The 22653-nt window shown below is 72.9% G+C and carries 17 protein-coding genes and 3 tRNA genes; 18 read left to right on the top strand and 2 right to left on the bottom strand.

All coding sequences use genetic code 11. The features are described 5' to 3' along the window. Positions 1-94 precede the first annotated feature (94 nt). The 11 genes from B4N89_RS11395 (at position 95) to B4N89_RS11345 (ending at position 15297) form a co-directional block, all read left to right on the top strand. Entirely contained in the window at positions 95-949 is an 855-nt protein-coding gene (locus B4N89_RS11395) for a DUF4132 domain-containing protein (RefSeq protein WP_078975747.1), read from the top strand. Beyond that, on the top strand, positions 946-5820 hold the full coding sequence (locus tag B4N89_RS11390; protein WP_078975746.1) for a hypothetical protein: 4875 nt from the start codon (positions 946-948) through the stop codon (positions 5818-5820). Before B4N89_RS11395 ends, B4N89_RS11390 begins: the two co-directional genes overlap by 4 nt. Next, positions 5820-6980, top strand: coding sequence for an ATP-binding protein (locus B4N89_RS11385; RefSeq protein WP_078979283.1), 1161 nt, complete (start codon positions 5820-5822; stop codon positions 6978-6980). Before B4N89_RS11390 ends, B4N89_RS11385 begins: the two co-directional genes overlap by 1 nt. A gap of 4 nt (positions 6981-6984) precedes the next feature. Beyond that, complete coding sequence (locus tag B4N89_RS11380) at positions 6985-10845, top strand: vWA domain-containing protein (protein WP_078975745.1); 3861 nt, start codon at positions 6985-6987, stop codon at positions 10843-10845. Then, positions 10842-12671, top strand: coding sequence for a hypothetical protein (locus B4N89_RS11375; RefSeq protein WP_078975744.1), 1830 nt, complete (start codon positions 10842-10844; stop codon positions 12669-12671). The genes B4N89_RS11380 and B4N89_RS11375 overlap by 4 nt, the downstream gene beginning before the upstream one ends. 65 nt (positions 12672-12736) lie before the next feature. Next, positions 12737-12809: transfer RNA gene (locus tag B4N89_RS11370), tRNA-Thr, on the top strand. 45 nt (positions 12810-12854) lie between these two features. Further along, positions 12855-12930 (top strand) — tRNA-Met (locus B4N89_RS11365). Between the two features lie 76 nt (positions 12931-13006). Next, complete coding sequence (gene rpmG, locus B4N89_RS11360; RefSeq protein WP_004571794.1) at positions 13007-13171, top strand: 50S ribosomal protein L33; 165 nt, start codon at positions 13007-13009, stop codon at positions 13169-13171. Positions 13172-13297: 126 nt separating this feature from the next. Further along, positions 13298-13756, top strand: a complete 459-nt coding sequence (locus B4N89_RS11355) for a MaoC family dehydratase N-terminal domain-containing protein (RefSeq protein WP_078975743.1) — start codon at positions 13298-13300, stop codon at positions 13754-13756. A gap of 2 nt (positions 13757-13758) precedes the next feature. Further along, a complete protein-coding gene (locus B4N89_RS11350) occupies positions 13759-14187 on the top strand; it encodes a MaoC family dehydratase (RefSeq protein ID WP_078975742.1) in 429 nt (142 codons plus the stop codon). A gap of 57 nt (positions 14188-14244) precedes the next feature. After that, positions 14245-15297, top strand: a complete 1053-nt coding sequence (locus tag B4N89_RS11345) for a UDP-N-acetylmuramate dehydrogenase (protein ID WP_078975741.1) — start codon at positions 14245-14247, stop codon at positions 15295-15297. A gap of 74 nt (positions 15298-15371) precedes the next feature. Here B4N89_RS11345 and B4N89_RS11340 read toward each other — a convergent pair whose 3' ends face one another. Beyond that, positions 15372-16433 carry an adenosine deaminase gene (locus B4N89_RS11340; protein ID WP_078979282.1) on the bottom strand — a complete coding sequence of 354 codons (1062 nt, stop codon included), beginning with the start codon at positions 16431-16433 and terminating at the stop codon, positions 15372-15374. Positions 16434-16570: 137 nt separating this feature from the next. Then, complete coding sequence (locus B4N89_RS11335) at positions 16571-17830, bottom strand: pyridoxal phosphate-dependent aminotransferase (protein WP_078979281.1); 1260 nt, start codon at positions 17828-17830, stop codon at positions 16571-16573. A gap of 206 nt (positions 17831-18036) precedes the next feature. On the opposite strand from B4N89_RS11335, the gene B4N89_RS11330 reads away from it, so the two are divergent. The 7 genes from B4N89_RS11330 (at position 18037) to rplL (ending at position 22398) form a co-directional block, all read left to right on the top strand. Then, positions 18037-18109: transfer RNA gene (locus B4N89_RS11330), tRNA-Trp, on the top strand. A 119-nt stretch (positions 18110-18228) separates the two neighbouring features. Next, a complete protein-coding gene (gene secE, locus B4N89_RS11325; RefSeq protein WP_078979280.1) occupies positions 18229-18555 on the top strand; it encodes a preprotein translocase subunit SecE in 327 nt (108 codons plus the stop codon). Positions 18556-18620: 65 nt separating this feature from the next. Then, a complete protein-coding gene (gene nusG / locus B4N89_RS11320; protein ID WP_078975740.1) occupies positions 18621-19472 on the top strand; it encodes a transcription termination/antitermination protein NusG in 852 nt (283 codons plus the stop codon). A 171-nt stretch (positions 19473-19643) separates the two neighbouring features. After that, entirely contained in the window at positions 19644-20078 is a 435-nt protein-coding gene (rplK, locus tag B4N89_RS11315; protein WP_078975739.1) for a 50S ribosomal protein L11, read from the top strand. A gap of 133 nt (positions 20079-20211) precedes the next feature. Further along, positions 20212-20928, top strand: coding sequence for a 50S ribosomal protein L1 (gene rplA / locus B4N89_RS11310; protein ID WP_078975738.1), 717 nt, complete (start codon positions 20212-20214; stop codon positions 20926-20928). Between the two features lie 429 nt (positions 20929-21357). Continuing rightward, complete coding sequence (gene rplJ / locus B4N89_RS11305; RefSeq protein WP_078975737.1) at positions 21358-21921, top strand: 50S ribosomal protein L10; 564 nt, start codon at positions 21358-21360, stop codon at positions 21919-21921. Between the two features lie 93 nt (positions 21922-22014). Then, the gene (gene rplL, locus B4N89_RS11300; protein ID WP_078975736.1) at positions 22015-22398 is read left to right on the top strand and encodes a 50S ribosomal protein L7/L12; all 384 of its coding nucleotides are present in this window, start codon (positions 22015-22017) and stop codon (positions 22396-22398) included. Positions 22399-22653 lie beyond the last annotated feature (255 nt).

Genomic DNA, 22653 nt, shown 5'->3' with positions numbered 1-22653 from the left:
CGCCAACCTGATCACGGGCGCCGAGCGCCTTGTGCCGCCGGGCAGTTGACGGGTTGTCACCGACATTCGCAGACATGCGTGGAGGGGAACGATCGTGGGATGGATCCGGGCGGGCGACTATGAGGTCGCCCTGGAAGACGGCAAGGTGGTGTGCCGCAACGCCAAGGGGCGGCAACTGAAGTCGGTGCCCGGGAAACTCGCCGACGACCCGGCCGTGGTGGGCCTGCGGCAGCTCGTCGAGTGGCTGGAACGCCACGATCGGGCCTGCCTGGACGCGGTGGAGCGCTGGATGATCGGCTCGCTCCCGGTCCCGGTCGCGGTGCTGGCCCGCGTGTGGCCGGATCCCGCCTGGCAGCGGGTGCTGCGCGACCTGGTGGTCACCACCGGTGAGGACGGCGCGCCGGCCGGATTCCTGCGCGGCGCGGACCCCGAGCGCGGCGTCGGCATCGTCGACCCCGACGGCGACACCGTCCACCTCGACGCGCGAACCATCCGCATCCCCCACCCCGTGCTCCTCGACGACCTCGACGACCTGCGCGAATTCGCCGTCGAACTCGGCGTCGAGCAGCGCGTCCAGCAGCTCTACCGCGAGGTGTGGCACCGCCCCGCCGACGTGGACGCCGCCCGCACCGGCGTGGAGGAGTTCGCCGGCGGCCGCTACGACCAGCTGCGCTTCCTGATCGGCCGGGCCACCCAGCTGGGCTACCAGGTGCGCGGCGGCCAGGCCGTGTGCACCGTGCTCGACGGCGGCCGCGAGATCGAGGCGCGGATGTGGCTGGGCGACTACGACGGCTACGAATCGACCGAGACCGGCTCGGTCGCCTGGACCGAGGACGGCACCGCGCTGACCCTCGACCGGGTGCCGCCGGTGGCCTGGTCGGAGGGCATGCGGATGGGCGCCGCGCTGTACGCGGGCCGCACGATCGAAACCACGGAGGACGCGGCATGAACACCACCGGCACGGGCACCACCCCCGACCCGTCGCGCGTCCTGCTGGACGCGGGCGCCGTCCTGCCCGTCGGCACCCTCGCCGGCGACGACATCGACACGCTCACCGTGCGCACCTACCTGCACCCCGCGTTCGGCGACCGCCCGATCGTCCGGCTGGTCCCGGGCACCCTGGGCGAGGCCGAGGACCTGGCGCTCGGCTTCTTGGGGCTGACCCGCGAGGCGGACGCCCCCGAGGTCGGCCAGGTCCGCCGCGAGGCGCTCGGCTTCCCCGCCTGGGCACTGGTCAACGACCCGGCGAACGGACACCACGCGCTGGCCCTGGTCCGCGACATCGAACGCCTGGACCGGCAGGCCAAGACCAAGCCCGGCGCGGCCAAGGACGGCTTCGACCAGCTCGCGGTCCGCCTCGGCCGAGCCGTACCGCACTTCCTGCCCACCTTCCACGAGCAGGCCGCGCGGATCTTCCTCAAGCACGACAACAAGACCTACGCGTCCGCGTTCTTCGGCAAGGCCCGCGAGGCCGAGCGGGTGCACAACCTGGCGATCGAGGAGGAGCGGCTGCGCGCGGTCTTCCTGGAGTTCGCCTTCGCCGGCGCGCTGACCGCCAAGGCGCTCAAGGAGCACGCCAAGTCGCTCGCCGCCCGCCTCGGTCCCGCCGAGGCGTGGGTACAGTTCCGCCAACTGGCGGTCGAGCGCTGCACCGCGGGCATGCCGCCGTACGCCGGCCTGGCCGAGGACGCCCGCGCGCTGATCCGCGCGGCCGGCGGCGACCACACCGACGAGGAGCGCGCGCTGCTGCGCGAACTGCTCGCCACCCCCGCCATCGCCCGCGCGCCGCTGTCCTTCTGGAAGGTCAACCGCGCCCCGATCGCGGCACTGGCCGGCGCCGAACCCCAGTCGCGGGTCCGCCTCCTCGACATCCTGCCCACGCCCGGCGGTTCGGCGTCCAACGGCGAGGTCGACGACTTCTGGCTCGACCTGCTCGACGACGCCGGCGTCCTGGACCTGCTCGTCGACGGCGACCTCGAACCGGGCGCCCGGGCCCAGTGGGTCACCCGCTGGGCCGCGCACCGTCAGCGCGGCTGGGGCTACTCCGGACGCAGCGCGCGCACCGCCGCGCTGGTCGCCCGGATGGCCGACAGGCTGCGCGCCGAGGCGGTGCCGATCACCCTGTTCGGCGGCAGCGGGTGGCGCACCGGCGTCGACCTGGACCTGCTGGACCTGGCCCTGACCGAGCGCATACCCGTGACCGACCCGGAGCCCAAGCACACCTTCGTCCTGGGCGAATGGTGGGACGACGAGGCCGAGGGCCGGCGCGAGCTGACCGCGGTCGCCGCCGACGAGCGCTTTCTGCCCCTGCTCCTGAGCGCCGTCGGCGGCCTGGCCGCCAAGCACCAGCCGGGCACCGCCGCCCACCCCGTGCTGCGCCCCGTGCTCGCCCGCCGGCTCACCGAGCTGGGCGAACGGCTCACCTCGGCCGCCGGCTTGCCCGACGCCGAGCGCGAGCTCAAGGTGCTCGACGGATTCCGCGGCGTGGTCGAGGACGTGACCCCCGACCTGGTCGCCCGGGTCCGCGCGTTCGACGCGATCGCGCTGCTCGCCACCACGCTGCGCGCCGGCGTCTACGACGAACTCGGCTGGCCCGCGCTCGACGAGGCCGTCGAACTGCTCGGCCGCAAGGGCGACGTGCGGATCGACGAGTCCTGGCCCGCGCTCGTGCTCTCCACCGACAAGCGCGCGCTCGTGGTCGGCCCCGAGGGCATCCTGCTCGACCACGAACCGCGCGTGCCCAAGGACCGCACCGGCTGGCAGCGCACCCAGTACCGCTACGTCGACGGACAACTCCTGGTCGCCTGGTACAACTCCGACTACGAATGGGAGGGCTACTGGTCCGCGCGCCCGACCGAGACGTTCCTGCTCGGCGGACCGCCGAACAACGGCTCCGACGGCACCATGCTCTCCCTCGCGCTGCCCGACGGCGGGGTGACCACCGGCGGCCGGCCGCTGTACGCCGGCGACACCAAGCTGCCCGCGCGCCGGGGCGTGCTCACCGACGGCACCACCCATTGGTCGCTCGACTACGAGCGCTCGGACCGCAAGTGGACCGAGTTCGACCCGGCCACCGGCACCCACGGCCGCGCCTCGCTGCCCGCCCCGTTCGCCGCGGCGGTCGCCGACGGCGGCTCGCTGGTGCCCGACGGGTGCGAGCTGTTGCCGCTGCTGCCCGGCCTGGAGCAGACCCCGTTCGGCACCGACGGCAAGCTCGTGGGCCGCTGGGTCCGGATCGACGGCGACACCCTCACCACCGGCTCGGTCGACGGCCGCACCGTGACCGCGCCCGTGCGCGGCCGGCGGCACTGGGACCAGCGGCCGACGGAGATTCCGATCGGCGCGCTGCGCCTGCCCGGCGGCACGGCCCCGACGGCGGTCGCCCCCCACAACGGGGCTGTGACGCTGTGGAACGAGGGCGTGCTGCTCGGCCACTGCGGCGCCGGCACCGGACTGGCCGCCGGCACCCGGGTGGTACCGCAGCCCGCGTTCTGGCACGCGCTGCGACCGCGCGACGAGGCCGGTTCGCTGGCGCTGCGCGCGATCACCCCCGAGCAGGCCGGCGCACTGGTCGAGGAGGTGCGCGCGGACCGCGATCGCGCCCGGGCCGAGTACGAGGCCGCCAAGGGGTCGCCGAACAAGCCCGCCAAGCCGGACCCGATCCGGACCGCACCGGTGCGCCGCCTGCTGCCCGCGATCAGCCACGCCGGCCTGGTCCGCGGCGTCGCCTCGCTGGTCGGGGAGACCGCCCGACTCGCCGAGCGGCTGCGCGACTTCGGCAAGGTGAACCGCAAGGAGAAGCAGCCCCGCGCGGTGCCCACCGGCCCCGAGCACGGCCGGGACAACGAACTGTGCCCGGCGGTGGCCGGCATCGCGGGCGTCGGCTGCCGCTACTACGGCAACCAGGGCCAGGGCACCTGGACCACGCTCGAACACATCGCCGCGGTGGCCGCGATGCTCGCGCGCACCGACGGCCCGGCCGAGTGGACCACCGAACCCGAGGGGCTGCGGGAGCCCCACATCGCCGCCTGGCACGACCTGCTCGACTCCCGCGCCGTGATGGTCGCCCGCGCCCTGTCGCCGCTCACCTCCGACACGCAGCGCGCCTCGCTGCTGGTGCTCCTGGAGGCGCTCGCCGCCGGCCCGCTGGGCACCCCCGCCGGGACACTGCGCCGGGTCGTGTTGTGCGAGCCCACCGGCAAGAAGAAGGACCGCAAGCGCAAGGGGCGGGTGCTGCGCCGCGCCGACCGCACCGTGTTCATCCTGGACAGCCAGTACACCTACGGCAACGACACGCAGCACTGGCTCGCGCTCGACCACGACCCGTCGGGCCGATTCGAGGCGGTCGACGGCTTCACCACGCACGAGGAACACCGCTACCGCGAGCCGATGTCCGCCGAGCGGGTCGCCGCCGTCGTCGAGGGCATCCGTGCCCACGGCCCGGTCCCGTGGCGACCGGAAGCGGTGCCGGCCCTGACCGAGGGCACCGGACTGGGCCGCGCCGAGGCGAGCGTGCTGCTCGCCGGGCTGGTCGCGGGCGACATGGACAAGGACCGCCGGGCGGTGCTCGACCTCAGAGCGGCCGAGGCGACCAGCGCCCGCGAGCAGTTGGACCGGCTCGACCGCGTGGCGCGCGCCGGCGTCCAGGGCGCGCTGGTGCCCGAGCGGCCCGAGGACGTCGCCGCCCTGTGGACGAGCGGCTGGGACATCCCGTCCGCCTGCCGCGCCTGGGAGGCCGCGTTCGGCCGGGTGTTGCGGCTGCCCGAGGAGGTCGCGGCGGACGTGCGGGGCATCCCCGCCGCCGCGTTCGAGTACGTCCTCACCCCCGAATCCCACCGGTGGATCACCGGCACCTCCACCCACAGCGTCGACAAGGACGGCCACCTCGTCGCCTCCGACCCCGCCGCCGTGCCCGCCGGCCACACCCTCGCTCTGGCGGTCACCGCGCTCGCCTGGCTGGCCTACCGGCTGCCCTACGGCGATCCGCTGCGCCCGCACCTGCCGCGCGTGCTCGACCTGCTGCGCAAGCGGGTGGCCGACCCGGGTCTGGTGGCCGACCTGGACGTCGAGTACGCCGAGCGCGGCGCCACCTCCACCCTGTTGCGCGAGGCGGCCGGACTGCCCGCCACCGGCGGCACCGACCCCGACGGCGTGCTCCGGATCGAGGACCGCTTCTGGCTGCGCCCCTGGTACACCGACAACGAGTTCACCCTGGTGCGCACCGCCGGCTTCACCGGTGCCGACGACCCGTGGTTCGACCGGCTGATCGCGCTGCGCGGCGAGGCGAAGTCCGTCGCCTTCGCCGCCTTCCGCCGCATCCTCGACCCCGCCTTCGAGGCACTCCTGCGCGCCGACGGCCCGCCCGGCGTCCCGCAGGACCCGAGCCACTCGGTTCCGGAGTTGGTCGCCGAGGTGGCCAAGACGCACGGCATCGGCGAGGACGCCGCCGTCCTGTACCTGCAGTTGCTCGCCCTGCCGGACCCGACGGATCGTCAGGTCGCCCGCTGGACCGGCTGGAAGCCCGCCCGGCTGAAGAAGGCCCGGACCGAACTCGCCGGCACCGACCTGGTCGTCGAGGCCAAGCGGGCCCGGGCCGGCCGCTCCCTCTTCCTGCCCGGCGGCTGGAACGCGCTGAAGAGCCCCGCACTGCCCCTGGAGGTCTGGAAGGAGGGGCTCTACCCGAAGCCCGGACACGGTGTGATCGTGCCCGACCTGCCCGTGCCCGAACTGTTCCACCGGGCCTGGCGGCGCGTGCAGGACGGCGATGCGCCAGGCTTCGAGGAACTCGTCACCCGCACTCCCCGGAAGGGCCGCCGCTGATGGCAACCGCAACCGAACCCGCCGCCAGCGCGCGCCAGATACACCCGCCGGAGGATCTGTACGCCCGGGAACTGGCGTTCCTGGCCGCCTACGACCGGGGCCCGCGCCCGCCGGCGTGGCGGCTGACCCCGCGCGCCGTGGTCACCTTCGTGATGGGCAGCGGCGACGAACTCAAGCTGCCCGAACCGGTCGAGGGCCTGCCCCGTGCCCTGACCATCGGCGCCAAGTTCGTCGGCGAACGCGCCCTCGTCGAGCGCTGCGTGGTCACCCTCGCCGGCGAACGCGGCCTGCTCCTGGTGGGCGAGCCCGGCACCGCCAAGTCGATGTTGTCCGAACTGCTCGCCGCCGCCGTCTGCGGCACCAGCGGGCTCACCGTGCAGGGCACCGCGGGCACCACCGAGGACCAGCTCAAGTACGGCTGGAACTACGCGCTGCTGCTCGCCCAGGGCCCCAGCCGGGGCGCCCTGGTGCCCTCGCCGGTGCTCACCGCGATGACCACGGGCGCGGTGGCCCGGATCGAGGAGGTCACCCGCTGCCTGCCCGAGGTGCAGGACGCGCTGGTGTCGCTGCTCTCGGAGCGGCGGATCGCGGTTCCCGAACTCGCGGGCGGCCCCGACGCGCAGGTACACGCCGCGCCCGGCTTCACCCTGATCGCCACCGCCAACCTGCGCGACCGGGGCGTCTCGGAGATGTCCGCCGCGCTCAAGCGCCGGTTCAACTTCGAGACGGTCGGCCCGATCGGCGACCACGACGCGGAGACCGCGCTGGTGCGCCGCCAGGCCAGGGCCGCGGTGGAGCGGACCGGGACGGCGTACGCCGTCGACGACACGGTCCTGGAGGTGCTGGTCACCGCGTTCCGCGACCTGCGCACCGGCCGCTCCGCCGAAGGCTGGGAGATCGAACGCCCCTCCACCGTGCTGAGCACCGCCGAGGCGGTCTCGGTCGCCTCCTCGCTCGCGCTGGCCGCGGCCTACTTCCCGGGCGACCGGGACGTGCTGAGCCTGCTGCCGGGACACCTGCTCGGCGTCGCGAAGAAGGACGACCCGGCCGACGCCGCCCGACTGCTCTCCTACTGGGACGCGGCGGTGCGCCGACGGGCCGAACACGGCTCGGCCACCTGGCGCACCCTGTGGGACCTGCGCGGAGTCCTGGAGGGCTGACGAGGTGTCGACCATACGTACGGACGGGCCCATCGACGAGGCCCGTCCGGCCGCCGCGCGCCTGGCCGCGTCCCGGCGGCCGCACCTGATCGGCGTGCGCCACCACGCACCCTCGCTCGCCGCCGCGGTGCCCGCGCTGCTCGACGAGGCCCGGCCCGACGCGCTCCTCGTCGAACTGCCGCACGAGGCCGCGCCCTGGTTGGAGTGGCTCGCGCACGAGGACACCCGGGCGCCGATCGCGCTGGCCGGGACCGGACCGCACGGGCTCGGCTTCTACCCCTTCGCCGACTTCTCGCCGGAACTGGCCGCGCTGCGCTGGGCCGCGCGCAACGGCGTGCCGGCGATCCCGTGCGACCTCCCGCTGGGCCACCCGGGGTGGGACCGGGCGGCCGGCCCGGTCGCGGGGGACACGGACACGGATACGGACGCGGGGGCGGGCGGGCTGCACGCGGCGCTGCGCGACCGGCTCACCGGCCGGGCCGGGGACGACCTGTGGGACCGGCTGGTCGAGGCCACCGCGCCCGGCTCGTCCGCCGAGGCGATCCGCCGCGCCGCACTGACCGTCGGCTGGGCGCTGCGCCGCGACGCGGGCACCGTCGACCCGGTCGACCTGCGCCGCGAGGCGTGGATGCGGTCCACGCTGCGCGCCGCCGAGGAGGCCGGGGCGACGCGGGTCACCGTGGTGCTCGGCGCGTTCCACGCACCGGCCCTGCTCGACGGCGACGCGGAAGTGCCCGCAGGCGACATCGCCGACGTGACGATGTCGTTGATCCCGTACACCTACCCGCTCCTGGACGCCCGTTCCGGCTACCCCGCCGGCATCCGCGACCCCGAGTGGCAGCAGTCCGTCCTGGAGTCGGCCGGCGACCCCGGCGCGCTGCGCGAGGCGCTGATCGGCGCGGCGGTACGGATCTGCACCGATCTGCGCGGACAGGGACACCCCAGCGGTCCGGTCGACGCGCGCGAGATCGTCCGGATCGCCGGCGACCTCGCGAACCTGCGCGGCCTGCCGGCGGCGGGACGCGGCGAACTGCTCGAAGCGGCGCAGACCGTGCTCACCCACGGCGAGCCGCTGGGCCGGGGCCGCTCGGTCGCCCGCGCCCTGGAGCGGGTGCTGGTCGGTACGCGGGCCGGGCGCCCGGCACCGGCCGCGCCGCGCAGCGGCCTGGGCCCCGAGGCGGAGCGCCGGATCGCCGAACTGGGCCTGCCCGGACCGGCCGACCCGGCGGAGCGCGACCTGCGCCTGGACCCGCTGCGCAGCGACCGCGACCGGCGCCGGGAACTGCTCCTGCAACAGCTGACGACCTGCCGCATCCCCTACGCCGAGCCGACCGCGGTGGTCGGCACCGGCGGCGCGGACGCGGTCACCACCCGCTGGCGGGTGCGCTGGACGCCGTCGGTCGCGGCCCTGCTCGACGCGGCCGGCGCCCGGGGCGTCACCCCGGAACAGGCCGCCGAGGGCACCCTCCGCGCCCAACACCACAAGGAACTCGCCGAAGGCGGCCCCACCGCCGAGCAAATCCTCACCGGCCTCGAACGCGCCGCCGCCTGCGGCCTGTCGGCCCTCACCGAGACCCGCCTCACCGAAACCGCCGAATCCCTCCCCACGATCGCCGGCCTCCCCGACCTCCTCGCGGCCCTGACCCTCACGGACCGCATCCACAGAGGCCACCTCGGCCTCCCCGCCCCGGACACCGCCTCGGCGAAGGCGAGCACACCCGCGCCCTTCGGCACGGCCGACGAGGACGCGGTGCCCGGCGACCCGAAGACCCCCACGGCCTCGGGACCGGGATCGCGATCGGCGTCGGGCGAGGAGATCACCCGCATCCTCCTCACCGCCGCCGTCCGCCATCTCGACGGCCTGACCGGATCCGACGACCCGGCCGATGCCCGCGCGTTGGCCGACCTCGCCGGGCGCGCCGACGTATTCGGCGGAGTCCGGCTGACCGCCGGGCTGGCCCGCCTGGCCGCCGACGGCTCGCCGCTGATGTCCGCCGCCGCGGGCGCCGTCCGAGTCCTGCTCGGGCACGAGGACCCGACCACCCTCGGCGACCGCATCGGCTCCTGGATCGACACCGCGACCACCCCGGCGACCCGCGCCGAACTGACCCGCCGCCTCACCGGCCTGCTCACCGCGGCCGGTCCGCTCCTCCAAGCGGGCGGCCCGATCCTCACCCCGCTCCTGGACCGCGTCGACACCCTCCCCGACCGCCCCTTCCTGGACCGCCTCCCGGCCCTGCGAGGCGGCTTCGACACCCTGACCCCCGCCGCCCGCGACCGAGTCCTCGCCACCCTGGCCGACCACTTGGGCGACCGAGTGGACACCGACGCGGACCCCATCACCCTGGCCCTATGGACCAGCACCGACCTGACCGCCAAATCGGCCCTGACCCAACGCGCCCTCCTCCCACCCCCCACGCCCCACAACCCCACCCCGGCCCCGACAAAGCCGCAGCCCACAAACGCCCCCTCCGCCGCTTCCAACGGAGCGCAAGCCCAACCGGTCCTCGCCGACCCCGAAAATCCCCAGCCCACGAACCCGGCCCCAGCCCCCACCACCGGCGCTCCGCAAGACCAACCCATCCCGCCCCACGCAGTGAATCCGCAGCCCACGAACCCCGCGCCCGTCGCCGCCCTTCCCCCTCCCGACGGATGGCCGCGAGGCCAATCCGGCCCGGCCGATGCGGTAAATCCGCAGCCTGCGGGTCTCACTGAACGGGTGGGCGGGTGGGCACAAACCGCGCGAAGCCCGCAAACCCACGACCTCCCCCCCGCCCAACGCTGGAAACTCATCCTCGGCCGCCAATCCGACCGCCTCCCCCCAAAGGCATCCGGCATGGCCCGCGCGCTCGACGAGCTATACGGCACCGGCCACGGCGAAGGCTCCCGCAGCGACCTCGGCGACGCCCCGGGCGCCGGCCGCGAAGCCCCCTACCCCGGCGTCCGCGAATGGTCCGAGGACCTGATCGCCCTCTTCGGCCCGGCCGTCCGCGAGGAGGTCCTGGCCGCCGCCGCGTCAGCGGGCCGCACCGATGTGCTCACCCACCTCGACCCCGCCGCCGCCCGCCCCTCCGTCGACCTGCTCAAAACCGTCCTGACCCACGCCGGCGGCCTCCCGGAGAGCAAACTCGCCCTCCTCCGCCCGCTGATCGCCCGCATCGTCGCCGAACTCGCCCGCGAACTCGCCACCCGGCTGCGCCCCGCGCTCACCGGCATCACCACCCCCCGGCCCACCCGCCGCCCCGGCGGCGCGCTCGACCTGCCGCGCACCCTGCGGGCCAACCTCACCACCGCCCGCCGCGCCGCCGACGGCTCGGTGCTCGTGGTGCCGGAGAAGCCGATCTTCCGTACCCGGGCGAGCCGCAGCAACGACTGGCGGCTGATCCTGGTGGTCGACGTGTCCGGCTCGATGGAGGCGTCGACCATCTGGTCCGCGCTCACCGCCTCGATCATGGCCGGCGTCCCGTCCCTGAGCACCCACTTCCTGACCTTTTCCACCGAGGTCATCGACCTCACCGGACACGTCCACGACCCCCTCGGCCTGCTCCTGGAGGTCAAGGTCGGCGGCGGCACCCACATCGCCGCCGGCCTGCGCGCCGCCCGCGACCTCGTCACCGTGCCCTCACGCACCCTGGTCGCCGTGGTCAGCGACTTCGAGGAGGGCTACCCGATCGGCGGCCTGCTCGCCGAGGTCCGCGCGCTCGCCTCCTCGGGCTGCCACATCCTCGGCTGCGCGAGCCTGGACGACGCCGGCCGACCGCGCTACTCGACCGCCGTCGCCGGCCGACTGGTCGCCGCCGGCATGCCGGTCGCCGCGCTGAGCCCCACCGAACTGGCCCGCTGGGTCGGAGAGAAGGTCCGATGAGTACGCAGGGCCTCCCGCCGGTCGCCCCCGACGTCACCGCCGACATCGTCGAAGCGCTCACCCCGCGCCTGCGCAAACGCCTCGACGCCGCGATCGGCAAACTCACCGCCTGCCCGATCGAACACGACGGCGACACGGTGCGGATCACCGTCGGCGAGGACGCCGAACTGACCCTGTACATCCCGACCGGGGCCGTCACCACCACCGCCGACCTGCGCTGCAGTTGCCTGCTGGCCCCCGCCTGCGTACACCGCGCCGCGGTCGCCGCCGCAGCCCCGGTGGCCGAGCCCCAAGCCCCCGCCGAAGCCGACACACCCGACACATCCGACGCGCCCGCCACCACCGAGCCCACGCAATCGGCGGAAGCCCCCGCCGAATCCCCCACCCCCACCGAGCCCACCCCTGCCGAACGCACCGCCGCCGACGCCCTCTGGACCGCCGGCGCCGCGATCGTCGACGCCGGTGTCGACGGCGCCGGCGCCGTACTCCAGGCCGGCCTGCTCCGCGCCGCGCACACCGCCCGCCTCGCCGGCCTGCACCGCGCCGCGGCCGCCGCCGTCACGGTGGCCACCGGCCTGCGCGCCGCCCGCGACCGCGACCCCGCGTACCGGCTCGCCGACCTCGTCGCCGCCATGCGCGAACTGCTCGACGTGGCCCACGCGTTGCGCACCCCCGCGGCGACCTACCCGCAGTCCCTCGACCTCCTGCGCGGCACCTCCCGCCGCGCCTACGCCCCGGCCGGGTCGCTGCGGCTGTACGGCCTGTTCACCGAACCCGTCCTGACCGCCCGGGGGTTCGCCGGCGCGGTCACCACCACGGTCGACCCCGCCGGCACCCTGCGCACCATCGGCGACGTCGCCCCCGGCGGCGCCGACCGGGCGATCGGCGCCGCGACCCGCGCGATCCGGCTCGGCGACACCTCGATCGACCCCGTCGCGCTCACCCGCGCCGGCCTGGTCGTCTCCGGCGCCACCGTCTCCGCCAACGGTCGGCTCGGCGCCGGCCAGGCCGTCCGCGCCGCGCGCGCGAGCGGCGCGGCCTGGACCGACGAACCGCTGCGCGCCCTGTGGGAGACGCCGCTGTCCGCCCAGATCGACCGGATCGTCGGCCACCGCGACCTGCCCCCCGACGACCGCCCCGCCGGCGCCGACCTGCTCTTCCTCGACGTCACCGTGCTCGGCACCACCCCCGGCGCCCGGGACCGACTGCTCGCCGACTGCGCCGGGCAGTCCGTACACCTGCTCGTCGCGCACGCCGACCCCGTTTTCGCCTACCGGGACAACCTGCGCCTGCTCGCCGACCGCCCCGGACTGCGCCTGCGCGTGGTCGGCCGCCTCGAACCCGGCGCCGACCGGGCGATCCGGGCGCTCGCGGTCGGCGTCGCGCCCGGCGAGGGGCCGACCCTGCGGCTCGCCGAGGACCGCCTGGGCCGCATCGACCTGGGTTTGGAGCGCCTGCACCGCGCCGACCTGCCCGCCGCCGCCCCGACCCCGTCCGTACCCGGCGCGGTCGGGGAACCCCCGCCCGCCCCGCTCTACCTGATGCACCGTCACGTCGAACGCGCGATCAGCGGCGGCCGTCCCGTCCTGGCCTTGGCCGGCTCCACCGCCGGCGACACCGCCCGACTGCGCCGGGTGGGGCTGGCCACGGGGGCACTGCTCGTGGAGCGTCTGACGCACGTCGCGGCGGGCCGCGAACGGGATGTTTTCGGGCGTCTTCGCGCGGGCGACAACGACCTTTTGTCCGCTGCGTGGCTGGCCGCGGCCGTGTACGCGCAAACCGTCGAAGGGGCCCTGACCAGGGCTGTTTGGTCCACCGAGGGCTGAGGCAGGGGGCGTTGCGCCAATCGATTTCCGATCGGTGTCGGGCAGCGTGTATGGTTTTCCTGCTCGCCCCAATAGCTCAGTCGGTAGAGCGTCTCCATGGTAAGGAGAAGGTCTACGGTTCGATTCCGTATTGGGGCTCAGACGATGGGATCCCCGCCTGGTGACAGGCGGGGGCCTTGTCGAGGCGGCGTAGCTCAGTCGGTAGAGCAAGCGGCTCATAATCGCTGTGTCACCGGTTCAAGTCCGGTCGCCGCTACCAAGCGAGCCGATTCGGGGGAGACTCCGTATCGGCTGCTTTTGCTGTATTCACCCCTGACCGCAAGGAAGGCACTCCAGTGGCTGCCACCGACGTCCGCCCGAAGATCACGCTGGCCTGCGTGGAGTGCAAGGAGCGGAACTACATCACCAAGAAGAACCGGCGCAACGACCCGGACCGTCTTGAGATGAAGAAGCACTGCCCCCGCTGCAACGCGCACACCGCGCACCGCGAAACCCGCTAGGCGTTTCGCACCCCGACACCGACGAGGCCACTCCCCACGAGGGGGGTGGCCTCGTTGTCGTATTCTCCGCAGCGTTGCCCCGCCGGCTCGCCGGCCACCGCCGCCTCCACCAGGGAGAACCGCTTCATGCCGCTGGACGCGAAGTTCATCGGGCGGACCTACCCGCCCACCGAGCCGTACGAGGTGGGTCGGGAGAAGATCCGCGAGTTCGCCGCCGCGATCGGTGACCCCGATCCCGCGTACAACGACCCCGAGGCGGCCAAGGCCCTCGGTCACCCCGACGTGATCGCGCCGCCGACCTTCGCGATCGTGGTCACGATGCGCGCCGCGGACCAGGTCGTGTACGACCCCGAATTGGGCCTGGACTACTCGCGTGTGGTCCACCGCGACCAGAAGTTCACGTACACCCGGCCGGTCCGCGCCGGCGACCGGCTGACCGTGGTGACCACCGTGGACGACATCAAGGTCCTCGCGGGCAACGACGTCCTCACCACCCGCGCCGAAGTCAGGACCGTGGAGGGCGAGCACGTCGTCACCGCGCTGTCGAGCCTGGTGGCCCGCGCCGCCGACGAATCGGAGGGCTGACCATGACCGCCAAGATCTCCTTCGACGACGTCGTGGTCGGCACCGAACTGCCCACGCGCAGCTTCCCGGTCACCCGGGAGACCCTGGTCCGCTACGCGGGCGCGTCGGGCGACTTCAACCCGATCCACTGGAACGGCAGGTTCGCGACCGACGTCGGCCTGCCCGACGTGATCGCACACGGGATGTTCACCATGGCCGAGGCCGCCCGCGTGGTCACCGACTGGCTCGGCGACCCGGGCGCGCTGGTCGAATTCGGCGTGCGCTTCACCAAGCCGGTCGTGGTCCCGGACACCGTCGAGGGCGCGACCATCGAGGTCACCGGCAAGGTCGCGGTGCTGCTGGACGACCGCCGGGCCCGCGTGGACCTCGTGGTCACCGCCGCCGGCGCCAAGGTCCTGGGCGTACCCAGGGCCGTGGTGCAACTGGCCTGAGCCCCGGGCCGGGGCCGCCCGAGCCCGGCGCCGGGCGGGGAATGCGAGAATCCAACGGTGCAGCCTGAAATCGACGCGCCCCTCGCCGCCCTGACCACCCTCCGCCTCGGCGGCCCGGCCCGTCGGCTCCACACGGCCACGACCACGGACGCGGTCCTGGCGGTCGTCCGCGCCGCCGACGAGCAGGGCACCCCGCTGCTGGTGCTCGGCGGCGGCAGCAACCTGGTCGTCGGCGACGACGGCTTCGCCGGCGACGTGCTGCGAATCGCCACCACGGACCTGCGCGTCGACGGCACCACGCTGAGCGTGGACGCCGGCGTGCCGTGGGACGACGTGGTCACCGCCGCGGTCGACGCGGGCCTGTCCGGCATCGAATGCCTCGCGGGCATCCCCGGCAGCGCGGGCGCCACCCCGGTGCAGAACGTCGGGGCCTACGGCCAGGAGGTCGCCGAGACGATCACCTCCGTCGAGGTCTACGACCGCACCGAGCGCCGCCCGCGCACGCTCACCGCCGCCGACTGCCGCTTCACGTACCGGCACAGCGTGTTCAAGGGCAACGACCGCTTCGTGGTGCTGCGGGTGCACTTCCGGCTGCACGACGACGACGGCCGCTCGGCCCCGGTCCGCTACGCCGAACTGGCCCGCGTGCTCGGCGTCGAGCCGGGGGAGCGGGTCTCACCGGCCGCAGCCCGCGCCGCCGTGCTCGAACTGCGCCGCGGCAAGGGCATGGTCCTGAACGCGGCCGACCACGACACCTGGAGCGCGGGCTCCTTCTTCACCAACCCGATCCTGACCCACGACGCCTTCGCCGACCTCACCGCGCGCGTCGCCCGGCACCTGGGCCCCGACGTCACCCCGCCCCGCTACCCGTCCGGCGACGACCACGTGAAGACCTCCGCGGCCTGGCTGATCGAACGGGCAGGCTTCACCAAGGGCTACGGAGAAGGCAGAGCCCGCATCTCCACCAAACACACCCTGGCCCTGACCAACCGCGGCAAGGCCACCACGGAAGACCTCCTCACCCTGGCCCGAGAGGTCCGCGACGGCGTAGCCGAAACCTTCGGCATCACCCTGACCAACGAACCAGTCCTCATCAACGCCAAGCTCTGACCCAGGGCCCGGCCCCACTGCATCCGGGCCCCAGTCGGCCCCCAACCCGCACCCCGATTCCGCAGCCCTTCACCTCACGCAACGGGTGGGCGGGTGGGCACGAACTCCGCCCCCACCCCCGCCAGCCACCGCTCCACCCCGTCCAGCAACTCCCGCTGCACCTCCGCCGGCGCCACCGAGCCCAGGATCGACTGCCGCGCCAGCTCCGCCAACTCCGCGTCGGTGAAATCGTGTTCGTCCCGAGCCAGCTCATACTGCGCGGCCAACCGCGACCCGAAGAGCAGCGGATCGTCCGCGCCCAGCGCGATCGGCACCCCCGCCTCGAACAACGTCCGCAACGGTACGTCCGCCGCCTTGTCGTAGACGCCGAGCGCGACATTGGAGGCCGGACACACCTCGCACACGATCCGCCGCCGGGCCAACACCGCCATCAACTCGGGATCCTCCACGACCCGGATCCCGTGCCCGAGCCGCCGCGCCCCCAACACGTCCACGCAGTCCCGGATACTGCGCGGCCCGTCCAACTCGCCACCGTGCGGATCGGCGAACAGCCCCGCGTGCCGGGCGATCTCGAAGGCCTTCTCGAACGCCGGCGCCCGCCCGCGCCGCTCGTCGTTGGACAGCCCGAACCCGACCACGCCGCGATCGGTGTACTGCGCCGCGAGCCGCGCGAGCGTCCGCGCCTCCAACTGGTGCTTGGTGCGATTCGCCGCGATCACCACGGCGATCCCGATCCCGGTCGCCGCCCGTGCCGCCTCCACCGCGTCCAGCACGATCTCCACCGCCGGGGTCAGCCCACCCAGCCGCGGCGCGTACGAGGTCGGATCGACCTGGATCTCCAGCCACCCGGACCCCTCGGCCCGATCGTCCTCGGCCGCCTCGCGGACCAGCCGATGCATGTCGTCCTCGGAGCGCACACACGAGCGCGCGATGTCGTACAGCCGCTGGAAGCGGAACCAGCCGCGCTCGTCGGTGGCCCGCAATCGTGGCGGCCGGCCCGAGGTCAGCGAGTCGGGCAGCCGCACACCGTGCAGGTCCGCCAGTTCCAACAGGGTTTCCGACCGCATGGATCCCGTGAAGTGCAGGTGGAGATGAGCCTTCGGGAGGGTGCGGACATCGCGTGCGGGACGATCCATCCACAGATCATGGACCACCGGCCCCGCACGCGTGAGGGGTACCGCCGATGATCCCCCTGAAGGAGAGCGGAAACTTCGGCGGCGACGACATGAACGACGACCTGAACGACGGCGACGACCTGAACGACGACGGGCGGCTACTTCGCCTCGGCCAGCAGTTCCGCGATCCGGCGCACGCCCTCGACCAGGTCCTCGTCGCCGAGCGCGTACGACAGGCGCAGGTAGCCCGGAGTGCCGAAGGCCTCGCCCGGCACCACCGCCACCTCGACCTCGTCCAGGATCAGCCCCGCCAACTCCGCCGAGGTCGCGGGACGCGCGCCCCGGATCTCCCGGCCGAGCACCCCCTTCACCGACGGATAGGCGTAGAAGGCGCCCTTGGGCTCGGGGCACTCGACGCCCGGGATCTCGTTCAGCATCCGCACGATGGTGCGCCGGCGCCGGTCGAACGCCGCCCTCATCGTGTCCACCGCCGACAGATCGCCGTTCAGCGCGGCCAGGGCGGCAGCCTGGGCGACGTTGCAGACGTTGGAGGTGGCGTGCGACTGCAGGTTCGCCGCGGCCGCCACCACGTCCCGGGGGCCGATGATCCACCCGACCCGCCACCCGGTCATCGCGTAGGTCTTGGCCACCCCGTTGACGATCACGCAGCGGTCCGCCAGTTCCGGCACCACCACCGGCATCGAGACGAACTCGGCGTCGTCGTAGACCAGGTGTTCGTAGATCTCGTCGGTCAGCACCCACAAGCCGTGCTCGACCGCCCAACGCCCGATCGCCTCGGTCTGCGCCCGCGAGTACACCGCGCCGGTCGGGTTCGACGGCGAGACGAACACCAGCACCTTGGTGCGCTCGGTACGGGCCGCCTCCAACTGCTCGACCGACACCAGGTAGCCGGTGCTCTCGTCGGCGACCACGTCCACCGGGACGCCGCCCGCGAGCTTGATCGACTCGGGGTAGGTGGTCCAGTACGGCGCCGGCACCAACACCTCGTCGCCCGGGTCGAGCAGAGCCGCGAAGGCCTCGTAGATGGCCTGCTTGCCGCCGTTGGTGACCAGGACCTGCGCCGGATCCACGACCAACCCCGAGTCGCGCAGCGTCTTGGCCACGATCGCCGCCTTCAACTCCGGCAGCCCGCCGGCCGGGGTGTAGCGGTGGAAGCGTGGTTCGCGGCAGGCCGCGACCGCCGCGTCCACTATGTAGTCCGGCGTCGGGAAGTCCGGCTCGCCGGCGCCGAAGCCGACCACGGGACGCCCGGCGGCCTTGAGCGCCTTCGCCTTGGCGTCGACCGCGAGCGTCGCGGACTCGGCGATGGCGCCGACGCGGGCCGAGACCCGTCGCCCGGCGGCGGACCCGGACCCGGACGCGGGCACGGACGAAGAGCCTGGGGTGGAAGCCGTCATGCCGGCCATCGTCGCATCCGCCCCCACCGAGAGCACGCCGTTTCCGCGCCGCGGGGGCACCCGAACCGAGTACCGTCGCGGCACGGGTTCGACCTGACGCACCCGACCCCGTACACTCGACGCTTGGCGGTCCCAACCTGTGTGCTGCCGCGCCCGAAATCCTGTGTTCTCGGGCCGGTGACTCCGCTAGGTTGATGACCAAACGAAGGGCACTAGCTCAATTGGCAGAGCACCGGTCTCCAAAACCGGGGGTTGGGGGTTCAAGTCCCTCGTGCCCTGCGATGTGCGACAGCGGTCGATCCTCGGATCGACCGTGACGTGCACGCAGTCAGCGCAAACTGTCGGCGCCGACAACCCCGTCGGTGATCCACGGTCGGACCGGATCAGGTGAGGACGAGTTGACGGAGGCCCACGGCTCCACGGCTACGCCTGAGCACAGCAGCTCTGATGGCCACGGCTCCGACGACGTGCCCCCCGGCGGTCGCCGGGCGAATCGCCCGAAGGGCTCCTCGGGCAAGCCGGAGCAGAAGAAGAAAAACCTGTTCGCGCGGGCGGCTCTCTTCTACCGGCAGATCATTGCCGAGCTGCGCAAGGTCGTCTGGCCGACCCGCAACGAGCTGAGCACGTACACCACCGTGGTCATCGTGTTCTGTCTGATGATCATCGGAATCGTCTACGGACTCGACCTCGCCTTCGCGAAGGCCGCGCTCGCCGTCTTCGGCTGAGCCCCGTTCCCTCGCAGCGCGCCTGCAACGACCGTTCGACCCCCAGCCAGGAAGAAGCACCCAACGTGTCTGACCCGAACCTGTCCGCCGACAACTCCGCCGATGAGACGGGGACCCTGTCGGAGCAGGCGGAGGCCGCGGCTCTCGAGGACATCGCCCTCGAGGACGCGGCCGAGGCCCCGGCCGTCTCCACCGATGACGACGTGGAAGACGCCGAGGCCGGCGAGGACGACGCCGAGGGCGCGGAAGCCGAGTTCGCCGACGACGAAGACGACGACGACTTCGCCGACGAGCCCGAGGCAGCCGAGGACGCCCCCGAGGGCGACCCCGTCGAGGACTTCAAGGAAGTCCTCCGTCGCGCCCCGGGCGAGTGGTACGTCATCCACTCGTACGCCGGCTACGAGAACCGGGTGAAGGCCAACCTCGAGTCCCGCACCACCTCGCTCAACATGGAGGACTACATCTTCCAGGTCGAGGTGCCGCAGGAAGAGGTCGTCGAGATCAAGAACGGTCAGCGCAAGACCGTCAAGCGCAACAAGTTCCCCGGCTACGTGCTGGTCCGGATGGACCTGACCAACGAGTCGTGGGGCGCCGTGCGGAACACCCCCGGTGTCACCGGCTTCGTCGGCAACGCGCACGAGCCCTTCCCGCTCACCCTCGACGAGGTCGTCAAGATCCTCGCCCCCGAGGAGGAGAAGGCGACCGGCGGCGGCAGCGGCGCCAAGAGCACCACCGAGGTCAAGGTGCTCGACTTCGAGGTCGGCGACTCGGTCACCGTCATCGACGGCCCCTTCGCGACGCTGCAGGCGACGATCAACGAGATCAACGCCGACTCGCAGAAGGTCAAGGGCCTGGTGGAGATCTTCGGGCGCGAGACGCCGGTCGAGCTCTCGTTCAACCAGATCCAGAAGAACTGATACTTCCCCCTGGTGGGGCCCCGGTTCGCCGGGGCCGCATCCGGGTGGTGGACAAGGCGCCCTCACAACGGTGGTTATCGTTGAGTGGGCGCCGCACCGCGTGGCGGGCCCGAACACGTCCGCGCTCCGCGTGGTGATCGGGACGTACATCTCGTCGAAGGACCCGGAAAAATGCCTCCCAAGAAGAAGAAGCTGTCAGCGATCATCAAGCTGCAGATCAAGGCCGGCGCAGCCACGCCGGCCCCGCCGGTCGGCCCCGCGCTGGGTCAGCACGGCGTCAACATCATGGAGTTCTGCAAGGCCTACAACGCGGCGACCGAGTCGCAGCGTGGCGACATCGTCCCGGTGGAGATCTCGGTCTACGAAGACCGCTCCTTCACCTTCGTGACGAAGACGCCGCCGGCCGCGCGCCTGATCCTCAAGGCCGCCGGTGTTGAGAAGGGCTCGGGCGAGCCGCACAAGACCAAGGTCGCGAAGATCTCTCGCGAGCAGGTCCGCGGCATCGCGCAGACCAAGATGGCCGACCTGAACGCCAACGACCTCGACGCCGCCGAGAAGATCATCTCCGGCACCGCGCGTTCGATGGGCATCACGGTCGAGGGCTGATCCAGCCCCCGCAGCACTCCGGCAGTACCGAAACAGCGCGAGAAGGTGTGCGTACGCCCACCGGCTCGCGGAGTGGAAGGGTCCGCGCGACCCGCTCCCACCACAACTCCTTTCAGAATTCCAGGAGCTTTCAGTGAAGCGCAGCAAGTCCTACCGCGAGGCCGACACCAAGATCGACCACGAGCGCCTCTACTCGCCGCTCGAGGCCGTTCGTCTGGCCAAGGAGACCTCGCCCACCAAGTTCGCCGGCACCGTCGAGGTGGCCATGCGCCTGGGCGTCGACCCGCGCAAGGCCGACCAGATGGTCCGCAGCACGGTCATCCTCCCGCACGGCACCGGCAAGACCGCCCGGGTCCTGGTCTTCGCGACCGGTGACCGTGCCGAGGCTGCCAAGGCCGCCGGCGCCGACATCGTCGGCTCCGACGAGCTCATCGACGAGGTCGCCAAGGGTCGGCTCGACTTCGACGCCGTCGTCGCCACCCCGGACCTCATGGGCAAGGTCGGCCGCCTGGGCCGCGTGCTCGGCCCGCGTGGTCTGATGCCCAACCCGAAGACCGGCACGGTCACGCCCGACGTGGCGAAGGCCGTGAACGAGATCAAGGGCGGCAAGATCGAGTTCCGCGTCGACAAGCACTCGAACCTGCACTTCATCATCGGCAAGACGACGTTCGACGACGCCCAGCTCGTCGAGAACTACGCCGCCGCCCTCGAAGAGGTGCTCCGCGCGAAGCCGTCGGCCGCCAAGGGCCGCTACATCAAGAAGGTCGGCGTCTCGACCACGATGGGCCCCGGCATCCAGGTCGACCCCAACCGCACCCGCAACCTCCTGGTGGAGGAAGAGGCGGTCTGATCCGCCCCGCACGCGAACGAGGCCCGGCACCCCGCACGGTGTGCCGGGCCTCGGCACGTCCGGCCCCGCCCACGCCCGGGCGCCGGCGAAGCCCGCGCCGGCCGCCCGACGGAACCGATTTGCTCCGAACGAGTGCCGTCGCGTACCTTTACCCCAAGCCAAAGACCGTCGGTCGTTGTCGTCGTGCCGCAAGGCGGGTCGACAAACGAAGGTTCCGCATCGCGGACGGCCTGCGCAGGTGTGAACGTGAGACGTTACCCCCGATACATACGGATGCCGTGTGAATCGAGGATGTACGCCCCGTGCGCCTGCGCCGGGGCGTTTTTCGTGTGTATGGACCCCTTCCGCCCCGCGGACCGGCGAATTCATCCGGCATAGGTCGACCGCCACGGTCGACCGGCAATCGCATCGCGGAAGGAGGCCAGCCCTATGGCGAGGCCCGACAAGGCGGCCGCGGTCGCCGAGCTCACGGACCAGTTCCGTGACTCGAACGCCGCAGTGCTGACCGAGTACCGCGGGCTCACCGTCGCGCAGCTCAAGGAGCTGCGTCGTTCGCTCGGTGAGAACGCGCAGTACGCCGTGGTGAAGAACACGCTGACCAAGATCGCCGCCAACGAGGCGGGCATCGATCAGCTGGACGAGCTCCTCGAGGGCCCGTCCGCGATCGCGTTCGTCACGGGTGACCCCGTGGAGGCCGCGAAGAGCCTGCGTGACTTCGCCAAGGCGAACCCCCTTCTCGTCATCAAGGGCGGCGTCCTTGAGGGCAAGGCGCTCAGCGCCGACGAGATCAAGAAGCTCGCGGACCTTGAGTCCCGCGAGGTGCTGCTCGCCAAGCTGGCGGGTGCCATGCAGGGTTCCCTGGCCAAGGCCGCGGCGACCTTCCAGGCCCCGCTCACCCAGTTCGCCCGCACCGCGGACGCGCTCCGGGCGAAGGTCGAGCAGGGCGGTGCCGGCGAGCCGGCTCCCGCCGCCGAGGCCGAGACCGCCGAGTAGTTCGGCAGTCGCGACCCACGGTCGCCGGGGGCAGCGCCCCCGCCCATCCACACCACCCGGCACCAGCCGAATGATCAGGAAGGATCGCCGACCATGGCGCTCACCCACGAAGAGCTCATCGAAGAGTTCAAGGCCATGCCCCTCATCCAGCTCGCGGACTTCGTGAAGCTGTTCGAGGAGACCTTCGACGTCAAGGCCGCCGCCCCGGCCGCCGTCATCGCCGGCCCCGCCGGCGGCGGCGCCGCTGCCGAGGCCGTCGAGGAGCAGGACGAGTTCGACGTCATCCTCACGGGTGCCGGCGACAAGAAGATCCAGGTCATCAAGGAGGTGCGCGCGCTCACGAGCCTCGGCCTGAAGGAGGCCAAGGACCTCGTGGACTCCGCCCCCAAGGCGCTCCTGGAGAAGGTCTCGAAGGAGGCCGCCGAGAAGGCGAAGGCCGCCCTCGAAGGCGCCGGCGCCTCGGTCGAGGTCAAGTAATCAGACGCCGCCCACGCGGGCGGCATCACCGAAGGCGATCGTCCGTCAGGGCGGTCGCCTTCGGGCTTTCCGGGGCCGATTCCGGGGCCGCCCGCACCCGGTCCGCCGGCTTCGACGGGTCACCGCAAGGCGTCGCGCGGCGCCCGATCCGCCCCGATCGGCCTCGCCCGAAAGGGTGATACTCCCAACACCCTGAGCAGTCGCCGAACCCCCGCGCACCAGCGTCGTCGTGTCCTCGCCGAGGGCGTGCGCCAG

Source organism: Embleya scabrispora, assembly GCF_002024165.1.
Taxonomy (GTDB): Bacteria; Actinomycetota; Actinomycetes; order Streptomycetales; family Streptomycetaceae; genus Embleya; species Embleya scabrispora_A.
Note: the sequence above shows the minus strand (reverse complement) of the source record. Positions and strands in the feature narration are given on the sequence as shown.

Excerpts from the sequence above, each read along its gene's own strand:
- rplK (WP_078975739.1), top strand. The coding sequence starts at position 19,644 with ATGCCTCCCAAGAAGAAGAAGCTGTCAGCGATCATCAAGCTGCAGATC.
- rplJ (WP_078975737.1), top strand. The coding sequence starts at position 21,358 with ATGGCGAGGCCCGACAAGGCGGCCGCGGTCGCCGAGCTCACGGACCAG.
- B4N89_RS11335 (WP_078979281.1), bottom strand. The coding sequence starts at position 17,830 with ATGACGGCTTCCACCCCAGGCTCTTCGTCCGTGCCCGCGTCCGGGTCC.
- B4N89_RS11355 (WP_078975743.1), top strand. The coding sequence starts at position 13,298 with ATGCCGCTGGACGCGAAGTTCATCGGGCGGACCTACCCGCCCACCGAG.
- B4N89_RS11375 (WP_078975744.1), top strand. The coding sequence starts at position 10,842 with ATGAGTACGCAGGGCCTCCCGCCGGTCGCCCCCGACGTCACCGCCGAC.
- rplL (WP_078975736.1), top strand. The coding sequence starts at position 22,015 with ATGGCGCTCACCCACGAAGAGCTCATCGAAGAGTTCAAGGCCATGCCC.
- B4N89_RS11390 (WP_078975746.1), top strand. The coding sequence starts at position 946 with ATGAACACCACCGGCACGGGCACCACCCCCGACCCGTCGCGCGTCCTG.
- B4N89_RS11385 (WP_078979283.1), top strand. The coding sequence starts at position 5,820 with ATGGCAACCGCAACCGAACCCGCCGCCAGCGCGCGCCAGATACACCCG.
- B4N89_RS11350 (WP_078975742.1), top strand. The coding sequence starts at position 13,759 with ATGACCGCCAAGATCTCCTTCGACGACGTCGTGGTCGGCACCGAACTG.
- B4N89_RS11340 (WP_078979282.1), bottom strand. The coding sequence starts at position 16,433 with ATGGATCGTCCCGCACGCGATGTCCGCACCCTCCCGAAGGCTCATCTC.